The 14968-nt window shown below is 36.1% G+C and carries 13 protein-coding genes and 4 tRNA genes; all 17 read right to left on the bottom strand.

Translation table 11 applies throughout. The annotated features are described in order from the left end of the window. Positions 1-118 precede the first annotated feature (118 nt). Positions 119-427, bottom strand: a complete 309-nt coding sequence (locus AABL81_RS02215; RefSeq protein ID WP_158209438.1) for a DUF3467 domain-containing protein — start codon at positions 425-427, stop codon at positions 119-121. Between the two features lie 3 nt (positions 428-430). Further along, on the bottom strand, positions 431-4726 hold the full coding sequence (gene rpoC, locus AABL81_RS02210; protein WP_158209439.1) for a DNA-directed RNA polymerase subunit beta': 4296 nt from the start codon (positions 4724-4726) through the stop codon (positions 431-433). Positions 4727-4795: 69 nt separating this feature from the next. Continuing rightward, a complete protein-coding gene (gene rpoB, locus AABL81_RS02205) occupies positions 4796-8608 on the bottom strand; it encodes a DNA-directed RNA polymerase subunit beta (protein ID WP_158209440.1) in 3813 nt (1270 codons plus the stop codon). Positions 8609-8736: 128 nt separating this feature from the next. Further along, a complete protein-coding gene (rplL, locus tag AABL81_RS02200; RefSeq protein ID WP_090405223.1) occupies positions 8737-9105 on the bottom strand; it encodes a 50S ribosomal protein L7/L12 in 369 nt (122 codons plus the stop codon). 86 nt (positions 9106-9191) lie between these two features. After that, entirely contained in the window at positions 9192-9680 is a 489-nt protein-coding gene (gene rplJ / locus AABL81_RS02195) for a 50S ribosomal protein L10 (protein WP_090405220.1), read from the bottom strand. Between the two features lie 23 nt (positions 9681-9703). Then, positions 9704-10393, bottom strand: a complete 690-nt coding sequence (rplA, locus tag AABL81_RS02190) for a 50S ribosomal protein L1 (RefSeq protein ID WP_090405218.1) — start codon at positions 10391-10393, stop codon at positions 9704-9706. 18 nt (positions 10394-10411) lie between these two features. Continuing rightward, positions 10412-10849, bottom strand: a complete 438-nt coding sequence (rplK, locus tag AABL81_RS02185) for a 50S ribosomal protein L11 (RefSeq protein ID WP_090405216.1) — start codon at positions 10847-10849, stop codon at positions 10412-10414. Positions 10850-10904: 55 nt separating this feature from the next. Continuing rightward, positions 10905-11459, bottom strand: a complete 555-nt coding sequence (gene nusG, locus AABL81_RS02180) for a transcription termination/antitermination protein NusG (RefSeq protein WP_158209441.1) — start codon at positions 11457-11459, stop codon at positions 10905-10907. An 18-nt stretch (positions 11460-11477) separates the two neighbouring features. Further along, positions 11478-11675 carry a preprotein translocase subunit SecE gene (secE, locus tag AABL81_RS02175; protein ID WP_090405211.1) on the bottom strand — a complete coding sequence of 66 codons (198 nt, stop codon included), beginning with the start codon at positions 11673-11675 and terminating at the stop codon, positions 11478-11480. Positions 11676-11691: 16 nt separating this feature from the next. Next, positions 11692-11762: transfer RNA gene (locus tag AABL81_RS02170), tRNA-Trp, on the bottom strand. A gap of 63 nt (positions 11763-11825) precedes the next feature. Further along, positions 11826-13013, bottom strand: coding sequence for an elongation factor Tu (gene tuf / locus AABL81_RS02165; protein WP_090405208.1), 1188 nt, complete (start codon positions 13011-13013; stop codon positions 11826-11828). A 58-nt stretch (positions 13014-13071) separates the two neighbouring features. Then, positions 13072-13143: transfer RNA gene (locus AABL81_RS02160), tRNA-Thr, on the bottom strand. Between the two features lie 18 nt (positions 13144-13161). Next, positions 13162-13242: transfer RNA gene (locus AABL81_RS02155), tRNA-Tyr, on the bottom strand. Between the two features lie 33 nt (positions 13243-13275). Further along, positions 13276-13349, bottom strand: a tRNA-Thr gene (locus AABL81_RS02150). 95 nt (positions 13350-13444) lie between these two features. Further along, positions 13445-13744, bottom strand: a complete 300-nt coding sequence (gene hpf / locus AABL81_RS02145) for a ribosome hibernation-promoting factor, HPF/YfiA family (RefSeq protein ID WP_090405205.1) — start codon at positions 13742-13744, stop codon at positions 13445-13447. Positions 13745-13768: 24 nt separating this feature from the next. After that, complete coding sequence (locus tag AABL81_RS02140) at positions 13769-14665, bottom strand: tyrosine-type recombinase/integrase (RefSeq protein ID WP_158209442.1); 897 nt, start codon at positions 14663-14665, stop codon at positions 13769-13771. A gap of 65 nt (positions 14666-14730) precedes the next feature. Further along, a complete protein-coding gene (gene rpsU, locus AABL81_RS02135) occupies positions 14731-14925 on the bottom strand; it encodes a 30S ribosomal protein S21 (RefSeq protein WP_090405199.1) in 195 nt (64 codons plus the stop codon). Between the last annotated feature and the right edge of the window lie 43 nt (positions 14926-14968).

Below are 14968 nucleotides of genomic sequence, written 5' to 3'. Positions count from 1 at the left end.
TAATAAAACTAAGTCTATTAGCTTACAACTATCAGTATTATTTTATTTTTTTTATACTCTTACTAAATAAAAAAAGGTCTACTATAAATAGTAGACCTTTTTCTTTATGTCTTAACGATTAAGCCTGTCCTTTGGGACCAAAGTTAATAGTTGATAAACTTGGTGGAGAATCCACATCCTTTATTTCGCCATTACTTGCTTCGAAACGTTGAATATTATCTTGCAAAGCAGTTAATAACCTTTTTGCATGTTGTGGAGTCAAAATAATTCTCGACTTCACTTTTGCCTTAGGTACACCTGGCATGATATTCACAAAATCAACTACAAACTCAGTGTTTGAATGATTAATAATAGCCAAATTTGAAAAAGTACCTTCAGCAGTTACTTCATCCAATTCAATATTGAATTGATTCTGTTCCTCATTCATTTCTTAGAAATTTAATTCGTTTTCTTTATCTAAAAAACCATCTTCTTCCAAGCTACTTACAACGATGCTTTCGTAAGAACGCATCCCTGTACCAGCAGGAATTCTATGACCAACAATAACGTTCTCTTTCAATCCGTTTAAGCCGTCAACTTTACCTGCAACAGCAGCTTCGTTTAACACCTTAGTTGTTTCCTGGAACGATGCAGCAGAGATGAACGATTTAGTTTGTAACGATGCTCTTGTAATACCTTGAAGCATTGGAGTACCTGTAGCAGGCATAACATCACGCGTTACTACTAAGTTTTTATCCTCACGTTTCAATAAAGAGTTCTCATCACGTAGTTCTCTCGTTGTAACAATCTGTCCTTCTACAAGGTTATCAGATTCTCCAGCGTCAACTACAACCTTCATTCCGTACAATCTATCATTCTCTTGGATAAAGTCACCTGCGTGAACTAATTGATCTTCTAAGAATAATGTATCTCCTGGATCTTGGATTTTAACTTTACGCATCATTTGACGGATAACCACCTCAAAGTGTTTATCACTAATTTTTACCCCTTGAAGACGGTATACTTCTTGAATCTCATTTACTAAATACTGTTGAACAGCAGATGGTCCTTGAATTCTTAAAATATCGTCTGGAGTAATAGCTCCGTCTGATAATGGTAAACCAGCTTTCACATAGTCATTCTCTTGAACTAAGATTTGGTTAGATAACTTAACTAAGTATTTTCTAATATCTCCTGTTTTAGATTCAACAATGATCTCTCTGTTACCTCTTTTGATCTTACCAAATGACACTACACCATCAATTTCAGATACTACAGCTGGGTTTGAAGGATTACGAGCTTCTAATAGCTCCGTAATTCTTGGTAAACCTCCAGTAATATCCCCTGCTTTTGATGTATGACGAGGAATCTTAACTAAAACTTTACCAGCTTTAATTTTATCTCCATCATTTACCATTAAGTGAGAACCTACAGGTAAGTTGTATGAACGTATTAACTCACCATCTTTACCATAAATTAATAAAGTAGGAATTAATTTTTTGTTTCTTGATTCAGTAATAACTTTTTCTTGGAATCCTGTTTGCTCATCAATTTCAACCATGAACGTTTGTCCTTGTTCGATATCTTCATAAGCAACTTTACCAGTAAACTCAGAAACAATTACACCATTATAAGGGTCCCATTTACAGATTACAGTATCATTTTCAACAACGTCACCATCTTTAACGTAAATAGTAGAACCGTAAGGGATGTTATTAGTAGTTAATAAAATTCCTGTGTTAGCATCGTATAATTTAGCTTCAGTAGAACGAGAAATTACAATATTAATTGCATTTCCTTCGTTATCCTCACCTGCTACAGTTTTTAAGTCTTCCATTTCAAGACGACCTTTAAACTTAGCTTTAATACTTGATGTTTCAGAAATGTTACCAGCAGTACCCCCTACGTGGAATGTTCTTAATGTTAACTGTGTACCAGGCTCACCAATAGACTGAGCAGCAATAACCCCAACAGCTTCACCTCTTTGAACCATTCTTGCAGTTGCTAAGTTACGTCCGTAACATTTAGCACAGATTCCAACTTTAGCTTCACAAGTAAGTGGAGATCTAACTTCAACTGATTCAATTGGAGCAGCGTTAATAGCTTTTGCGATAGCCTCAGTGATTTCTTCACCAGCACCAACAATCACTTCAGAATTTAAAGGATTAACTACAGCATTAAGAGCAACACGTCCTAAAACTCTTTCTCCTAATGATTCGATAACCTCTTCATTTTTCTTAAGTGGCTTAACATCAATTCCTCTTAAAGTACCACAGTCAACTGAATTAACAATTACATCCTGTGCAACGTCGTGTAGACGACGAGTTAAGTATCCAGCATCCGCTGTTTTTAACGCCGTATCCGCAAGACCTTTACGAGCACCGTGAGTAGAAATGAAATACTCTAAAATCGAAAGACCTTCTTTAAAGTTAGAAAGAATTGGATTCTCAATAATTTCACCACCACCAGCAGTAGATTTTTTAGGTTTAGCCATCAAACCACGCATACCTGTTAACTGACGAATCTGCTCTTTAGAACCCCTCGCTCCAGAATCCAACATCATATATACTGAGTTAAATCCTTGTTTATCTTCACGAATGTTCTTCATCGCTAATTCAGTTAACATTGCGTTTGTAGAAGTCCAAACATCAATAACCTGATTGTAACGCTCGTTATTTGTGATAAGCCCCATATTATAGTTCATAGTAATATGATCTACTTGTTGGTTAGCATCATCAATCAACTCTTGCTTACGTGGAGGAATAATAATATCTCCTAAACTGAATGATAATCCACCACGGAATGCATAACCGTATCCCATGCTCTTAATATCATCCAAGAACGCAGCAGTTGTTGGTACATCAGTTATACTAAGAATACGACCAATAATATCTCTTAAAGATTTTTTAGTCAATACCTCATTAATATAACCTGCAACTTCTGGTACAACTTCATTAAATAAAATTCTACCTGCAGTTGTTTCTATGATTTGGTAAACTAATTCTCCTGCTTCATTATAGTCTTTTGCACGAACTTTAACACCAGCATTTAATTCTAATTTACCTTCATTAATTGCAATATGTACTTCCTCTACAGAGTAAAAAGTCAATCCTTCACCTAACACAATTTCTTCTGGAGTACTCTTACGTAACTTAGTCATGTAATATAAACCAAGAACCATATCCTGAGACGGTACAGTAATAGGTGCACCATTCGCAGGGTTCAAGATATTGTGAGAAGCTAACATCAATAATTGAGACTCAAGGATTGCTTCTGGTCCAAGAGGTAAGTGAACTGCCATCTGGTCACCATCGAAATCGGCGTTGAATGCCGTACACACTAATGGGTGTAATTGAATGGCTTTACCTTCGATTAACTTAGGTTGGAAAGCTTGAATACCCAATCTGTGTAACGTAGGAGCACGGTTTAATAATACCGGGTGTCCTTTAATCACGTTTTCTAAGATATCCCAAACAACTGGTTCCTTCTTATCTATAATTTTCTTAGCAGATTTTACTGTCTTAACAATTCCTCTTTCGATTAACTTACGAATAACGAAAGGTTTGTATAATTCAGCTGCCATATCTTTTGGCAATCCACATTCGTATAATTTCAATTCTGGTCCAACAACAATTACCGAACGAGCAGAATAGTCAACACGCTTACCTAATAAGTTTTGACGGAAACGACCTTGTTTACCTTTCAATGAATCAGAAAGAGATTTCAAAGGACGGTTAGATTCAGTTTTAACAGCAGAAGATTTTCTTGTGTTGTCAAATAATGAATCTACAGCTTCTTGAAGCATACGTTTTTCATTACGTAAAATTACTTCAGGAGCTTTGATCTCCATTAAACGTTTTAAACGGTTGTTTCTAATGATTACACGACGATATAAATCATTCAAATCAGAAGTAGCAAAACGACCACCATCCAATGGAACTAATGGACGTAATTCTGGTGGAATAACAGGAATTACTTTCAAGATCATCCACTCAGGTCTATTCTCGCGGTTTAAATTAGACTCACGGAAAGACTCTACAACTTGAAGACGTTTTAACGCTTCAGTTTTTCTTTGTTTAGATGTTTCATTATTAGCTGCGTGACGTAAAGTATAAGATAACTTATCTAAGTCAGTAGTAGCTAATAAATCCATAATACATTCAGCACCCATTTTAGCGATGAATTTATTAGGATCTGTATCATCTAAATATTGATTTTCCATCGGAAGAGTATCACAGATATTCAAATACTCCTCTTCAGTTAAGAAATCTAAACGATTTAAAGGTTCACCATCAACGTTCTTAGCTATACCAGCTTGAATAACTACATAACGTTCATAGTAAATAATCATATCTAATTTCTTAGACGGAAGTCCTAAGATATAACCAATTTTGTTAGGTAAAGAACGGAAGTACCAAATGTGAGCGATAGGCACAACTAAATTGATGTGACCAACTCTATCTCTACGTACTTTCTTCTCAGTAACTTCAACCCCACAACGGTCACATACGATCCCCTTGTAACGGATTCTTTTATACTTACCACAAGCACACTCATAATCTTTTACAGGACCGAAAATACGTTCACAGAAAAGACCATCACGTTCTGGTTTATGAGTACGATAGTTAATTGTTTCAGGTTTCAAAACCTCACCTCTCGATTCTGCTAGAATAGATTCTGGAGAAGCTAAACCTATTGAGATTTTATTAAACCTTTTTACGGTATTTTTCTCTTTATTTTTATTCATGGTAAACTTACTTGTTAAAGTGTATGATAAAGAGTAAGCAGCGTTAACTGCTTACCCTATAATCTTAGTTTATTCTTCTAATCTGATGTCTAATCCAAGACCTTTTAATTCATGCATCAATACATTGAATGATTCAGGTAATCCTGGCTCTGGCATAGTTTCTCCTTTAACGATTGCTTCGTAAGTTTTCGCTCTACCAATAACGTCATCCGATTTTACCGTCAAGATTTCACGTAGTGTACTTGATGCTCCGTATGCTTCTAAAGCCCATACCTCCATCTCTCCAAAACGCTGACCACCAAACTGAGCCTTACCTCCTAATGGTTGTTGCGTAATTAATGAGTAAGGACCAATAGAACGCGCGTGCATCTTATCATCAACCATGTGTCCTAATTTCAGCATGTAGATAACACCAACTGTTGCTCTTTGGTGGAATCTTTCTCCTGTACCACCATCATACAGATAAGTGTGTCCAAAACGAGGAATTCCTGCCTCATCTGTAAGCGCATTAATCTGATCTAATTCAGCACCATCAAAAATAGGTGTCGCAAACTTTTTACCAAGTTTTAATCCAGCCCATCCTAATACTGTTTCATAAATCTGACCGATGTTCATACGAGAAGGTACCCCAAGTGGATTCAACACAATATCAACTGGTGTTCCATCTTCTAAGAATGGCATATCCTCGTCTCTAACGATTCTCGCTACGATACCTTTGTTACCGTGACGTCCTGCCATTTTATCACCTACACGTAATTTACGTTTCTTAGCTATATAAACTTTTGCTAATTTCAAAATTCCTGATGGTAACTCATCTCCTACAGTAATCATAAATTTCTCTCTTCTAAGAACTCCTTGAAGATCGTTTAATTTAATTTTGTAGTTGTGAATCAAGTCTGTGATCATACCATTAGTATCCTCATCAGTTGTCCATTGTCCTTTTGTTAAATGAGCGAAGTCATCAACAGCATATAACATTTTTTGAGTGAATTTCTTACCTTTTGGTAAAATTTCCTCTCCTAAATCATTCAATACACCTTGAGATGTTTTACCATTCACGATGAAGAATAATTTTTCAACTAAACGCTCTTTTAACTCGTTGAATTTAACTTCAAACTTAGTCTCTAATAAAGCCAATTCGTCTTTATCTTTAGAACGTTTACGTTTATCTTTTACTGCTCTTGCGAACAATTTCTTATCTAAAACAACCCCTCTTAAAGATGGTGAAGCTTTTAATGAAGCATCCTTAACGTCTCCAGCTTTATCACCGAAGATTGCACGAAGTAATTTTTCTTCTGGAGTTGGATCTGATTCTCCTTTAGGAGTAATCTTACCAATTAAAATATCACCAGGTTTTACTTCAGCACCGATACGGATCATACCGTTTTCATCTAAATCTTTTGTTGCTTCCTCACTAACGTTAGGGATGTCATTAGTTAACTCTTCGTTACCTAATTTAGTATCTCTAACCTCTAATGTATAATCATCAATATGGATAGATGTAAAGATATCTTCACGTACTACTTTCTCAGAAATTACGATAGCATCCTCGAAGTTGTACCCTTTCCATGGCATAAACGCCACTTTCAAGTTACGACCTAAAGCTAACTCTCCTAATTGAGTAGCATAACCTTCACAAAGTACTTGACCTTTAGTAACTCTATCACCTCTTCTTACAATCGGTTTCAAGTTGATACTTGTACTTTGGTTAGTTTTTCTAAACTTAATTAAGTTGTATGTTTTCTCATCTGGATCAAAACTAATTAGACGTTCTTCATCAGTACGGTCATATTTAATAATGATTTTTTGAGCATCAACATACTCAACAGTACCTTCTCCTTCAGCGTTAATTAAAACACGAGAATCAGAAGCTACTTGTCTTTCTAATCCTGTACCTACAATTGGAGATTCAGGACGTAATAAAGGAACCGCTTGACGCATCATGTTAGATCCCATCAATGCACGGTTGGCATCATCATGCTCTAAGAAAGGAATCAAAGATGCAGAAATAGAAGCAATTTGGTTAGGAGCAACGTCAGTAAAATGAATATCTTTCGGTTCAACTACTGGGAAATCCCCCTCCTCTTTAACAACTACACGCTCGTCAGTCATATTACCAACAGCGTCTACAGGTACGTTAGCTTGCGCAATTAATTTACCTTCCTCTTCTTCAGCACTTAAATAAATAGGATCATTAACGATATCCACTTGTCCGTTTACAACAGGACGGTAAGGAGTTTCGATGAATCCCATATTATTTACTTTAGCATAAACAGCTAAAGACGAAATCAAACCAATGTTTGGTCCCTCTGGTGTCTCAATAGGACATAAACGTCCGTAGTGAGTATAGTGAACGTCACGCACCTCGAAACCTGCTCTTTCCCTTGATAAACCTCCAGGTCCTAAAGCTGATAAACGACGTTTGTGTGTAATCTCTGCCAATGGATTCGTTTGGTCCATAAACTGAGATAACTGGTTAGTTCCAAAAAATGAATTAATAACTGATGATAAAGTCTTAGCATTAATCAAGTCGATTGGAGTAAACACCTCGTTATCACGTACATTCATACGCTCACGAATTGTTCTTGCCATACGAGCTAAACCAACACCAAACTGAGCAGATAATTGTTCACCTACTGTTCTAACACGACGGTTTGATAAGTGGTCAATATCATCAATCTCAGCTTTTGAGTTAATCAATTCAATCAAGTACTTAACAATAGTGATAATATCCTCTTTTGTTAAAACTTGTTTGTCAATTGGAGTATCAAGATTTAATTTCTTGTTCATTCTGTAACGACCAACTTCACCTAGATTGTAACGTTGATCAGAGAAGAACAATTTATCAATAATACCACGTGCAGTCTCCTCATCAGGCGGTTCTGCATTACGCAATTGACGGTAGATGTGCTCTACTGCCTCTTTTTCAGAGTTAGTAGGGTCCTTCTGTAATGTATTATGTATGATGGCATAATCTGCCTGATTATTGTCTTCTTTATGTAAAAGAACAGTTTTAACGTTAGCGTCAATGATTTCTTCGACATTGTCTTTATCTAGGACTGTATCACGGTCTAAAACAATCTCATTTCTCTCAATTGACACAACCTCTCCAGTGTCCTCATCAACGAAGTCTTCATGCCATGTGTTTAACACACGTGCAGCAAGTCTACGTCCAATGTATTTCTTAAGACCTGTTTTTGATACTTTAACTTCCTCTGCAAGGTCGAAAATCTCTAGGATATCCTTGTCTCTTTCGAATCCAATTGCACGGAATAATGTTGTAACAGGTAATTTTTTCTTTCTATCGATATAAGCATACATCACGCTATTAATATCGGTAGCAAACTCAATCCATGATCCTTTAAAAGGAATTACTCTCGCCGAATATAACTTAGTTCCATTTGCATGGAATGACTGTCCAAAGAAAACACCAGGTGAACGGTGTAACTGTGACACAACAACTCGCTCAGCACCATTGATTACGAAAGTACCGCTTGGAGCCATATACGGTATTGTTCCTAAATAAACATCTTGAACTATAGTTTCAAAATCTTCGTGTTCAGGATCAGTACAGTATAACTTCAAACGAGCCTTTAACGGAACGCTATAAGTCAGTCCTCTATCAATACATTCTTCGATTGAATAACGAGGAGGATCAACAAAGTAATCAAGGAACTCCAATACGAACTGGTTTCTTGTATCAGTGATCGGGAAGTTCTCCATGAAGGTATTGTATAAACCTTCCTTACCTCTCTCTTCAGATTTAGTTTCTAATTGAAAGAAATCTTTAAAAGACTTTACCTGAATATCCAAAAAATCTGGATAAGCCGGAATGTTCTTTGTAGAGGCAAAATTTAATCTTTCAGTCTGATTTGTGATCATCAATGGACAAAAAATTTTGATTAAGAATTTAAATAGAATTTTGCGCCCAAAATATATTAGACGCAAAATGGTTTAGGCCTTTGGGACGCATCCCAAGACCTAAACCTAAAATATTATTTGAAAAAAGCTTATTTAAGCTCAACAACAGCTCCTGCTTCTTCCAATGATTTTTTAAGACCTTCTGCCTCATCTTTAGAAACACCTTCTTTGATGTTTGCTGGAGTTGAGTCAACGATATCTTTAGCTTCTTTTAATCCTAAACCTGTTAATTCTTTAACAGCTTTAACTACAGCTAATTTAGAAGCACCAGCTTCTTTTAATACAACTGTGAATTCAGTTTGCTCTTCAGCAGCACCACCTTCAGCACCACCTGCAACTACTACAGCAGCAGCAGCTGGTTCGATTCCGTACTCGTCTTTTAATATAGTTGCTAATTCGTTAACTTCTTTAACTGTTAAGTTAACTAATTGTTCTGCGAATTGTTTCAAATCTGCCATTTTTCTATCTTTTAATGATTTGTAAAAATATAATTTATTAATGTGCGTTCATCTTGAACATTTAAAAACTTAGTGTAGTACAAGGACTATTCTTCGTCTTTAAATTGGTTTTTAAGAGCTGAAATAACTCTTTGAGCTGGAGATTGAAGTAATCCAATGATTTCTCCAATAACTTCTTCTTTAGATTTAATAGCTACTAATGTCTCTAATAAGTTCTCACCTACATACACTTCTTCCATGATGTAAGCTCCTTTGATAGCTGGTTTCTCAGCTTTCTTTCTGAACTCTTTAATAACTTTAGCTGGTGCGTTAGCAACATCAGCAAACATAATAGCACTATTTCCTTTTAAGATAGAAGGTAACTCCTCATAACCTCTGTCAGAAGACTCCATTGCTTTTGCAAGCAAAGTGTTTTTAACTACTTCTAATTTAATTCCAGCTTTGTTACAAGCTTTTCTAAAGTTTGAAGTAACTTCCGCATTAAGTCCTGATATATCAGTGATATAGAAGATGTTTGATTCAGCTAATTTAGCTTTTAACTCTTCAATCGCTACTGCTTTTTGTTCTCTAGTCATACGTGAAATTTTTTATTTACCAATTATACTGCTTTAGGATCTAAAGCAATAGCAGGGCTCATAGTACTAGATATATGAATAGACTTGATATAAGTACCCTTAGCTGCAGTTGGTTTTAATTTGATTAATGTTTGAATAAGTTCAGCCGCGTTCTCAGTAATTTTATCAGCATCAAAAGACACTTTACCAACAGAAGCGTGAACAATTCCAGTTTTATCAACTTTAAAATCGATTTTACCAGCTTTTACTTCTTGAACAGCTTTCGCTACGTCCATAGTAACTGTACCTGTCTTAGGGTTTGGCATTAAACCTCTTGGTCCTAAAATACGACCTAAAGGACCTAATTTACCCATAACAGCAGGCATAGTGATGATAACATCAACATCTGTCCAACCGTCTTTAATTTTTTGAAGGTACTCATCTAGTCCAACATAGTCAGCACCAGCAGCTTTAGCTTCAGCTTCTTTATCAGGAGTAACTAATGCTAACACTCTAACATCTTTACCTGTACCGTGAGGTAAAGTAACTACACCACGCACCATTTGATTTGCTTTACGAGGGTCTACACCTAAACGTACAGCGATATCTACAGATTCGTCAAATTTTGCAGAAGCAACTTCTTTTAATAATACAGATGCACTTTTCAAAGAATATAAAGTATTCTTTTCAATTTTTGCAGCAGCTTCTTTTTGCTTTTTCGTTAATTTTGCCATTTCTTCTTTCTTTTACAATTAAAAAGGAGCATTTCCTGTTACTGTTATTCCCATAGATCTTGCAGTACCAGCTATCATACTCATAGCCGCTTCAACAGTAAATGCATTTAAATCAGGCATTTTGTCTTCCGCAATAGCACGTACTTGTTCCCAAGTAACGCTTGCTACTTTTTTTCTATTAGGCTCACCAGATCCAGTTTTCACTTTCGCAGCCTCTAATAATTGAACAGCAGCAGGTGGCGTCTTAACAACAAAGTCAAATGATTTGTCTTTGTACACAGTAATTTGTACTGGTAAAACTTTACCGGGTTTATCTTGTGTTCTTGCATTGAATTGTTTACAGAACTCCATGATGTTAACTCCAGCAGCCCCCAAAGCAGGTCCAACCGGTGGCGAAGGATTCGCAGCACCTCCCTTAACTTGTAGTTTAACTACTTTACTAATTTCTTTTGCCATTTCTTAAAAAATTTGGCACATCTCAATTGGAAGCAAGATGTGTATGTATGTAACATTATAATTTTTCTACTTGCGTAAAGCTTAACTCCAATGGTGTTTTTCTTCCGAAAATCTTAACCATTACTTCAAGCTTGCGTTTCTCTTCATTAATGTTTTCGATTGTACCATCAAATCCATTAAATGGTCCATCTGTAACTTTAACAGACTCACCAACAGTGTAAGGGATTGCTCCTTTGTCAACTTTAACAGCTAACTCATCAACTCTACCTAACATTCTGTTTACTTCTGATTCTCTCAATGGAACTGGTTCTCCACCTCTGGTCTCACCTAAGAAACCGATAACTCCATTGATTGATTTAATAACGTGAGGAACCTCACCTGTCAAACTTGCTTCAATCATTACATAGCCTGGGAAGTAAACACGATCTGTAGTTTTCTTTTTACCATCTTTATTAATTGTAACAACTTTCTCAGTTGGTACTAAAACTTGTGATAAGTAATCAGCTAAACCTAAGCGAGAGATTTCAGATTCAATATAATTTTTAACCTTATTCTCTTGTCCACTTACCGCACGAACCACATACCATTTTTTGACACTTGTATCAGCCATAATATTTTTTTTATTTCCTTATGCTCTCGCCCAACTATAAAACACTCCTAAAACTTTACCAAACCCTGAATCTACTCCCCAAGTTGCAAGGGAAAATAAGATAGCAAAGACAGCAACAATTATAGTGTATCGTTGAACATCTGACCACGGAGACCAAGTAACATTACTTTTTAACTCCGTAAAAGCCTCTGATATGTAATTAAAAACTTTTGCCATGATTATATTGTTTTTGCACGGGTGGAGGGATTCGAACCCCCATCAACGGTTTTGGAGACCGCTATTCTACCCTTGAACTACACCCGTTTGTTAATAAAAGTCAGTGGCCTAAACCACTGACTTTCTAATTTATGTTTAATCTCAGAAAGATTAGTCAATAATTTCAGTAACCTGACCAGCACCTACTGTTCTACCTCCTTCACGGATAGCGAAACGTAAACCTACTGATAATGCGATTGGGCTTAATAACTCAACAGTGATAGTTAAGTTATCTCCAGGCATAACCATCTCAGTTCCTTCTGGTAATTGGATTGTTCCAGTTACGTCAGTTGTACGAACGTAGAATTGAGGACGGTAGTTATTGTGGAATGGAGTGTGACGTCCACCTTCTTCTTTTTTCAAGATATAAACCTCAGCTTTGAATTTAGCGTGTGGTTTAACTGAACCTGGTTTACAAATAACCATACCACGACGGATATCAGTTTTGTCAATACCTCTCAATAATAAACCTACGTTATCTCCAGCTTCTCCACGGTCTAAGATTTTACGGAACATCTCAACTCCTGTAATAGTAGAAGTTAATTTGTCAGCTCCCATACCGATGATTTCAACAGCATCTCCTGTATTAGCAACTCCAGTTTCGATACGTCCTGTAGCAACAGTTCCACGTCCTGTAATTGTAAATACGTCTTCTACTGGCATTAAGAATGGTTTTTCGTTGTCACGTACTGGCTCTTCGATCCATTTGTCAACTTCTTCCATTAATTCTAATAATGCATCAACCCATTTTTGCTCTCCGTTTAAAGCTCCTAAAGCAGATCCTTTAACTACTGGTCCATTATCACCGTCGTATTGGTAGAAAGATAATAAATCTCTAATTTCCATTTCAACAAGCTCTAATAACTCAGCGTCATCTACTAAGTCAACTTTGTTCATGAATACAACAATTCTTGGAATACCAACTTGGCGTCCTAATAAGATGTGCTCACGAGTTTGTGGCATTGGACCATCAGTTGCAGCAACTACTAAAATTGCTCCATCCATTTGCGCTGCTCCAGTTACCATGTTCTTAACGTAATCCGCGTGACCTGGACAGTCTACGTGCGCGTAGTGACGATTAGCTGTTTGGTATTCAACGTGAGAAGTATTAATTGTAATACCACGCTCTTTTTCTTCTGGTGCGTTATCAATTGAATCAAACGAACGAGCTTCTGAAAATCCTGCTTCAGCTAAAACTTTAGTAATAGCAGCAGTAGTAGTAGTTTTACCGTGATCCACGTGTCCGATAGTACCGATGTTTAAGTGCGGTTTCGAACGGTCAAAAGTTTCCTTTGCCATGATTTAATAATTTAATCTTAGTTATATAATTAGTGTTCAAATATAATAAAAAAACCTGAGCCAATGACGGGATTTGAACCCGTGACCTCTTCCTTACCAAGGAAGCACTCTACCCCTGAGCTACACCGGCTAATGCCTCTTATTTCTGTGGGGAGAGCAGGATTCGAACCTGCGAAGGTTACCCAACGGATTTACAGTCCGTCCTCGTTGGCCGCTTGAGTATCTCCCCTCAAACATTTTGTTTGATATTTTTTTTCTTTTGAGCCAGTGGAGGGACTCGAACCCACGACCTGCTGATTACAAATCAGCTGCTCTAGCCAGCTGAGCTACACCGGCTTTTTCTTCTCAATAGAAAAAGTCCGCTATTTCTAACGGACTGCAAATGTATATATTTTATTGATTAAAAAAAACAATTTACTTATTTTTTTACATTAATGTGATTTCGTTTTCTCCTTGAATTTCACAACTAAACGCTCTAAGGCATCGGTTCCTGCATCCACACTCTCTTCAAAACTCTTGCAAGTTTTCTTAACAACCATTTCATCTCCTGGTACCAGTAATTTCATCTCTGCTACTTTGTTTTCTTTCTCATTGGTATTTTCTAATTTCAAAAACACATCTACTGAAATTACCTTATCATAAAACTTTTCAAGTTTAGATAAACGCTCATTTACAAAATCTACTAATTTTCGATCTACATTAAAATTAATGGCTTGAATGTTAACTTTCATAAATAACTAATTAAATGGTTAATTTTACTTTTTCTTCATTCGAGGATGAGCCCCTTGGTAAACTTTTTTCAACTCTTTCAAGTTTATTTGCGCATAACCTTGCGTTGTTCCCAAACTCTCGTGCCCCATCAACTCCTTTATCGAATTGATATCTGCTCCATTCTCTAATAAATGTGTAGCAAATGAATGTCGCAACACGTGTGGACTTTTCTTCTCCTTCGTTGTTGCATTACTAAAGTAGCGATTTATAACCCGATAAACAAACATTTCATTGATTTTGTTACCTTTTTCATTAACCAACAAACTGTCATTTTTAGCCATATTACTCATAACCAAGCCTCTAACACTAATATATTTTTTTAGTATTTTTTCAACTACCTGAACCATAGGTATAACACGGACTTTATCTCCCTTTCCAAGAACTTTAACTTGATGCTGATAAAAATCCACATCACTTATTTTCAATGCTACCAACTCTGCTCTACGTAAACCTAAACAATAAAGCATTTCTACAATTAGTAAATCTCTAATCGAGTTAAAATCCTCTAACCCATCTAACATCTCTCTCACTGCATCAATTTCATTTACAGAAAAAGGTAATTGAAGTTTCTTCTCTACTTTCAACGAACGATGAAGTTGCAAAGGACTAACCTCTACTTCTTCTATTTTTTGCAAAAACTTGTAATAAGAACGTAACGAGCTCATTTTTCTATTAATCGAACGATTACTAACTCCCTGCTCAGATAATTCTACTATCCACAATCGCACACCATCATACTTAACAGTCAAATAATCTAAATCTTTCAATGCTAAAAAATCCACATAAGTAACTATATCATATTCATAAGCCTTAATTGTTTCAGCAGAATAATTTTTCTCTTTATACAAATACTCGATAAATCTTTCTAAATTTTTATCCATAAAAAAACCGTTACAACAAAGTTAGTACTTTATTATAACGGTTTAGTATAAATTTGTTCACATTACTAGATTTCTACTGAATCACGTAAGTGTTGAACGTATGCAGCTTTCTGCATTTTGTCTCTTTTTAAAACAGATGGTTTTGAGAAGTGTTGACGAGATCTTAACTGACGTAATGTCCCAGTTCTGTCAAATTTTCTTTTGTAGCGCTTAAGTGCTCTATCAATATTTTCTCCATCTTTAATTGGAATGATCAACATGTTTTCATACACCTCCTCTCGTTTGTGGTGCAAAAGTAATCCT

The organism is Myroides sp. C1519 (assembly GCF_038039755.1).
Lineage (GTDB): Bacteria > Bacteroidota > Bacteroidia > Flavobacteriales > Flavobacteriaceae > Flavobacterium > Flavobacterium phaeum_A.
Note: the sequence above shows the minus strand (reverse complement) of the source record. Positions and strands in the feature narration are given on the sequence as shown.

Bases quoted from the DNA above. Each gene is read 5' to 3' on its own strand.
- AABL81_RS02215 (WP_158209438.1), bottom strand. From the start codon at position 427: ATGAATGAGGAACAGAATCAATTCAATATTGAATTGGATGAAGTAACT.
- rpoC (WP_158209439.1), bottom strand. From the start codon at position 4,726: ATGAATAAAAATAAAGAGAAAAATACCGTAAAAAGGTTTAATAAAATC.
- rpoB (WP_158209440.1), bottom strand. From the start codon at position 8,608: ATGATCACAAATCAGACTGAAAGATTAAATTTTGCCTCTACAAAGAAC.
- rplL (WP_090405223.1), bottom strand. From the start codon at position 9,105: ATGGCAGATTTGAAACAATTCGCAGAACAATTAGTTAACTTAACAGTT.
- rplJ (WP_090405220.1), bottom strand. From the start codon at position 9,680: ATGACTAGAGAACAAAAAGCAGTAGCGATTGAAGAGTTAAAAGCTAAA.
- rplA (WP_090405218.1), bottom strand. From the start codon at position 10,393: ATGGCAAAATTAACGAAAAAGCAAAAAGAAGCTGCTGCAAAAATTGAA.
- rplK (WP_090405216.1), bottom strand. From the start codon at position 10,849: ATGGCAAAAGAAATTAGTAAAGTAGTTAAACTACAAGTTAAGGGAGGT.
- nusG (WP_158209441.1), bottom strand. From the start codon at position 11,459: ATGGCTGATACAAGTGTCAAAAAATGGTATGTGGTTCGTGCGGTAAGT.
- secE (WP_090405211.1), bottom strand. From the start codon at position 11,675: ATGGCAAAAGTTTTTAATTACATATCAGAGGCTTTTACGGAGTTAAAA.
- tuf (WP_090405208.1), bottom strand. From the start codon at position 13,013: ATGGCAAAGGAAACTTTTGACCGTTCGAAACCGCACTTAAACATCGGT.
- hpf (WP_090405205.1), bottom strand. From the start codon at position 13,744: ATGAAAGTTAACATTCAAGCCATTAATTTTAATGTAGATCGAAAATTA.
- AABL81_RS02140 (WP_158209442.1), bottom strand. From the start codon at position 14,665: ATGGATAAAAATTTAGAAAGATTTATCGAGTATTTGTATAAAGAGAAA.
- rpsU (WP_090405199.1), bottom strand. From the start codon at position 14,925: ATGTTGATCATTCCAATTAAAGATGGAGAAAATATTGATAGAGCACTT.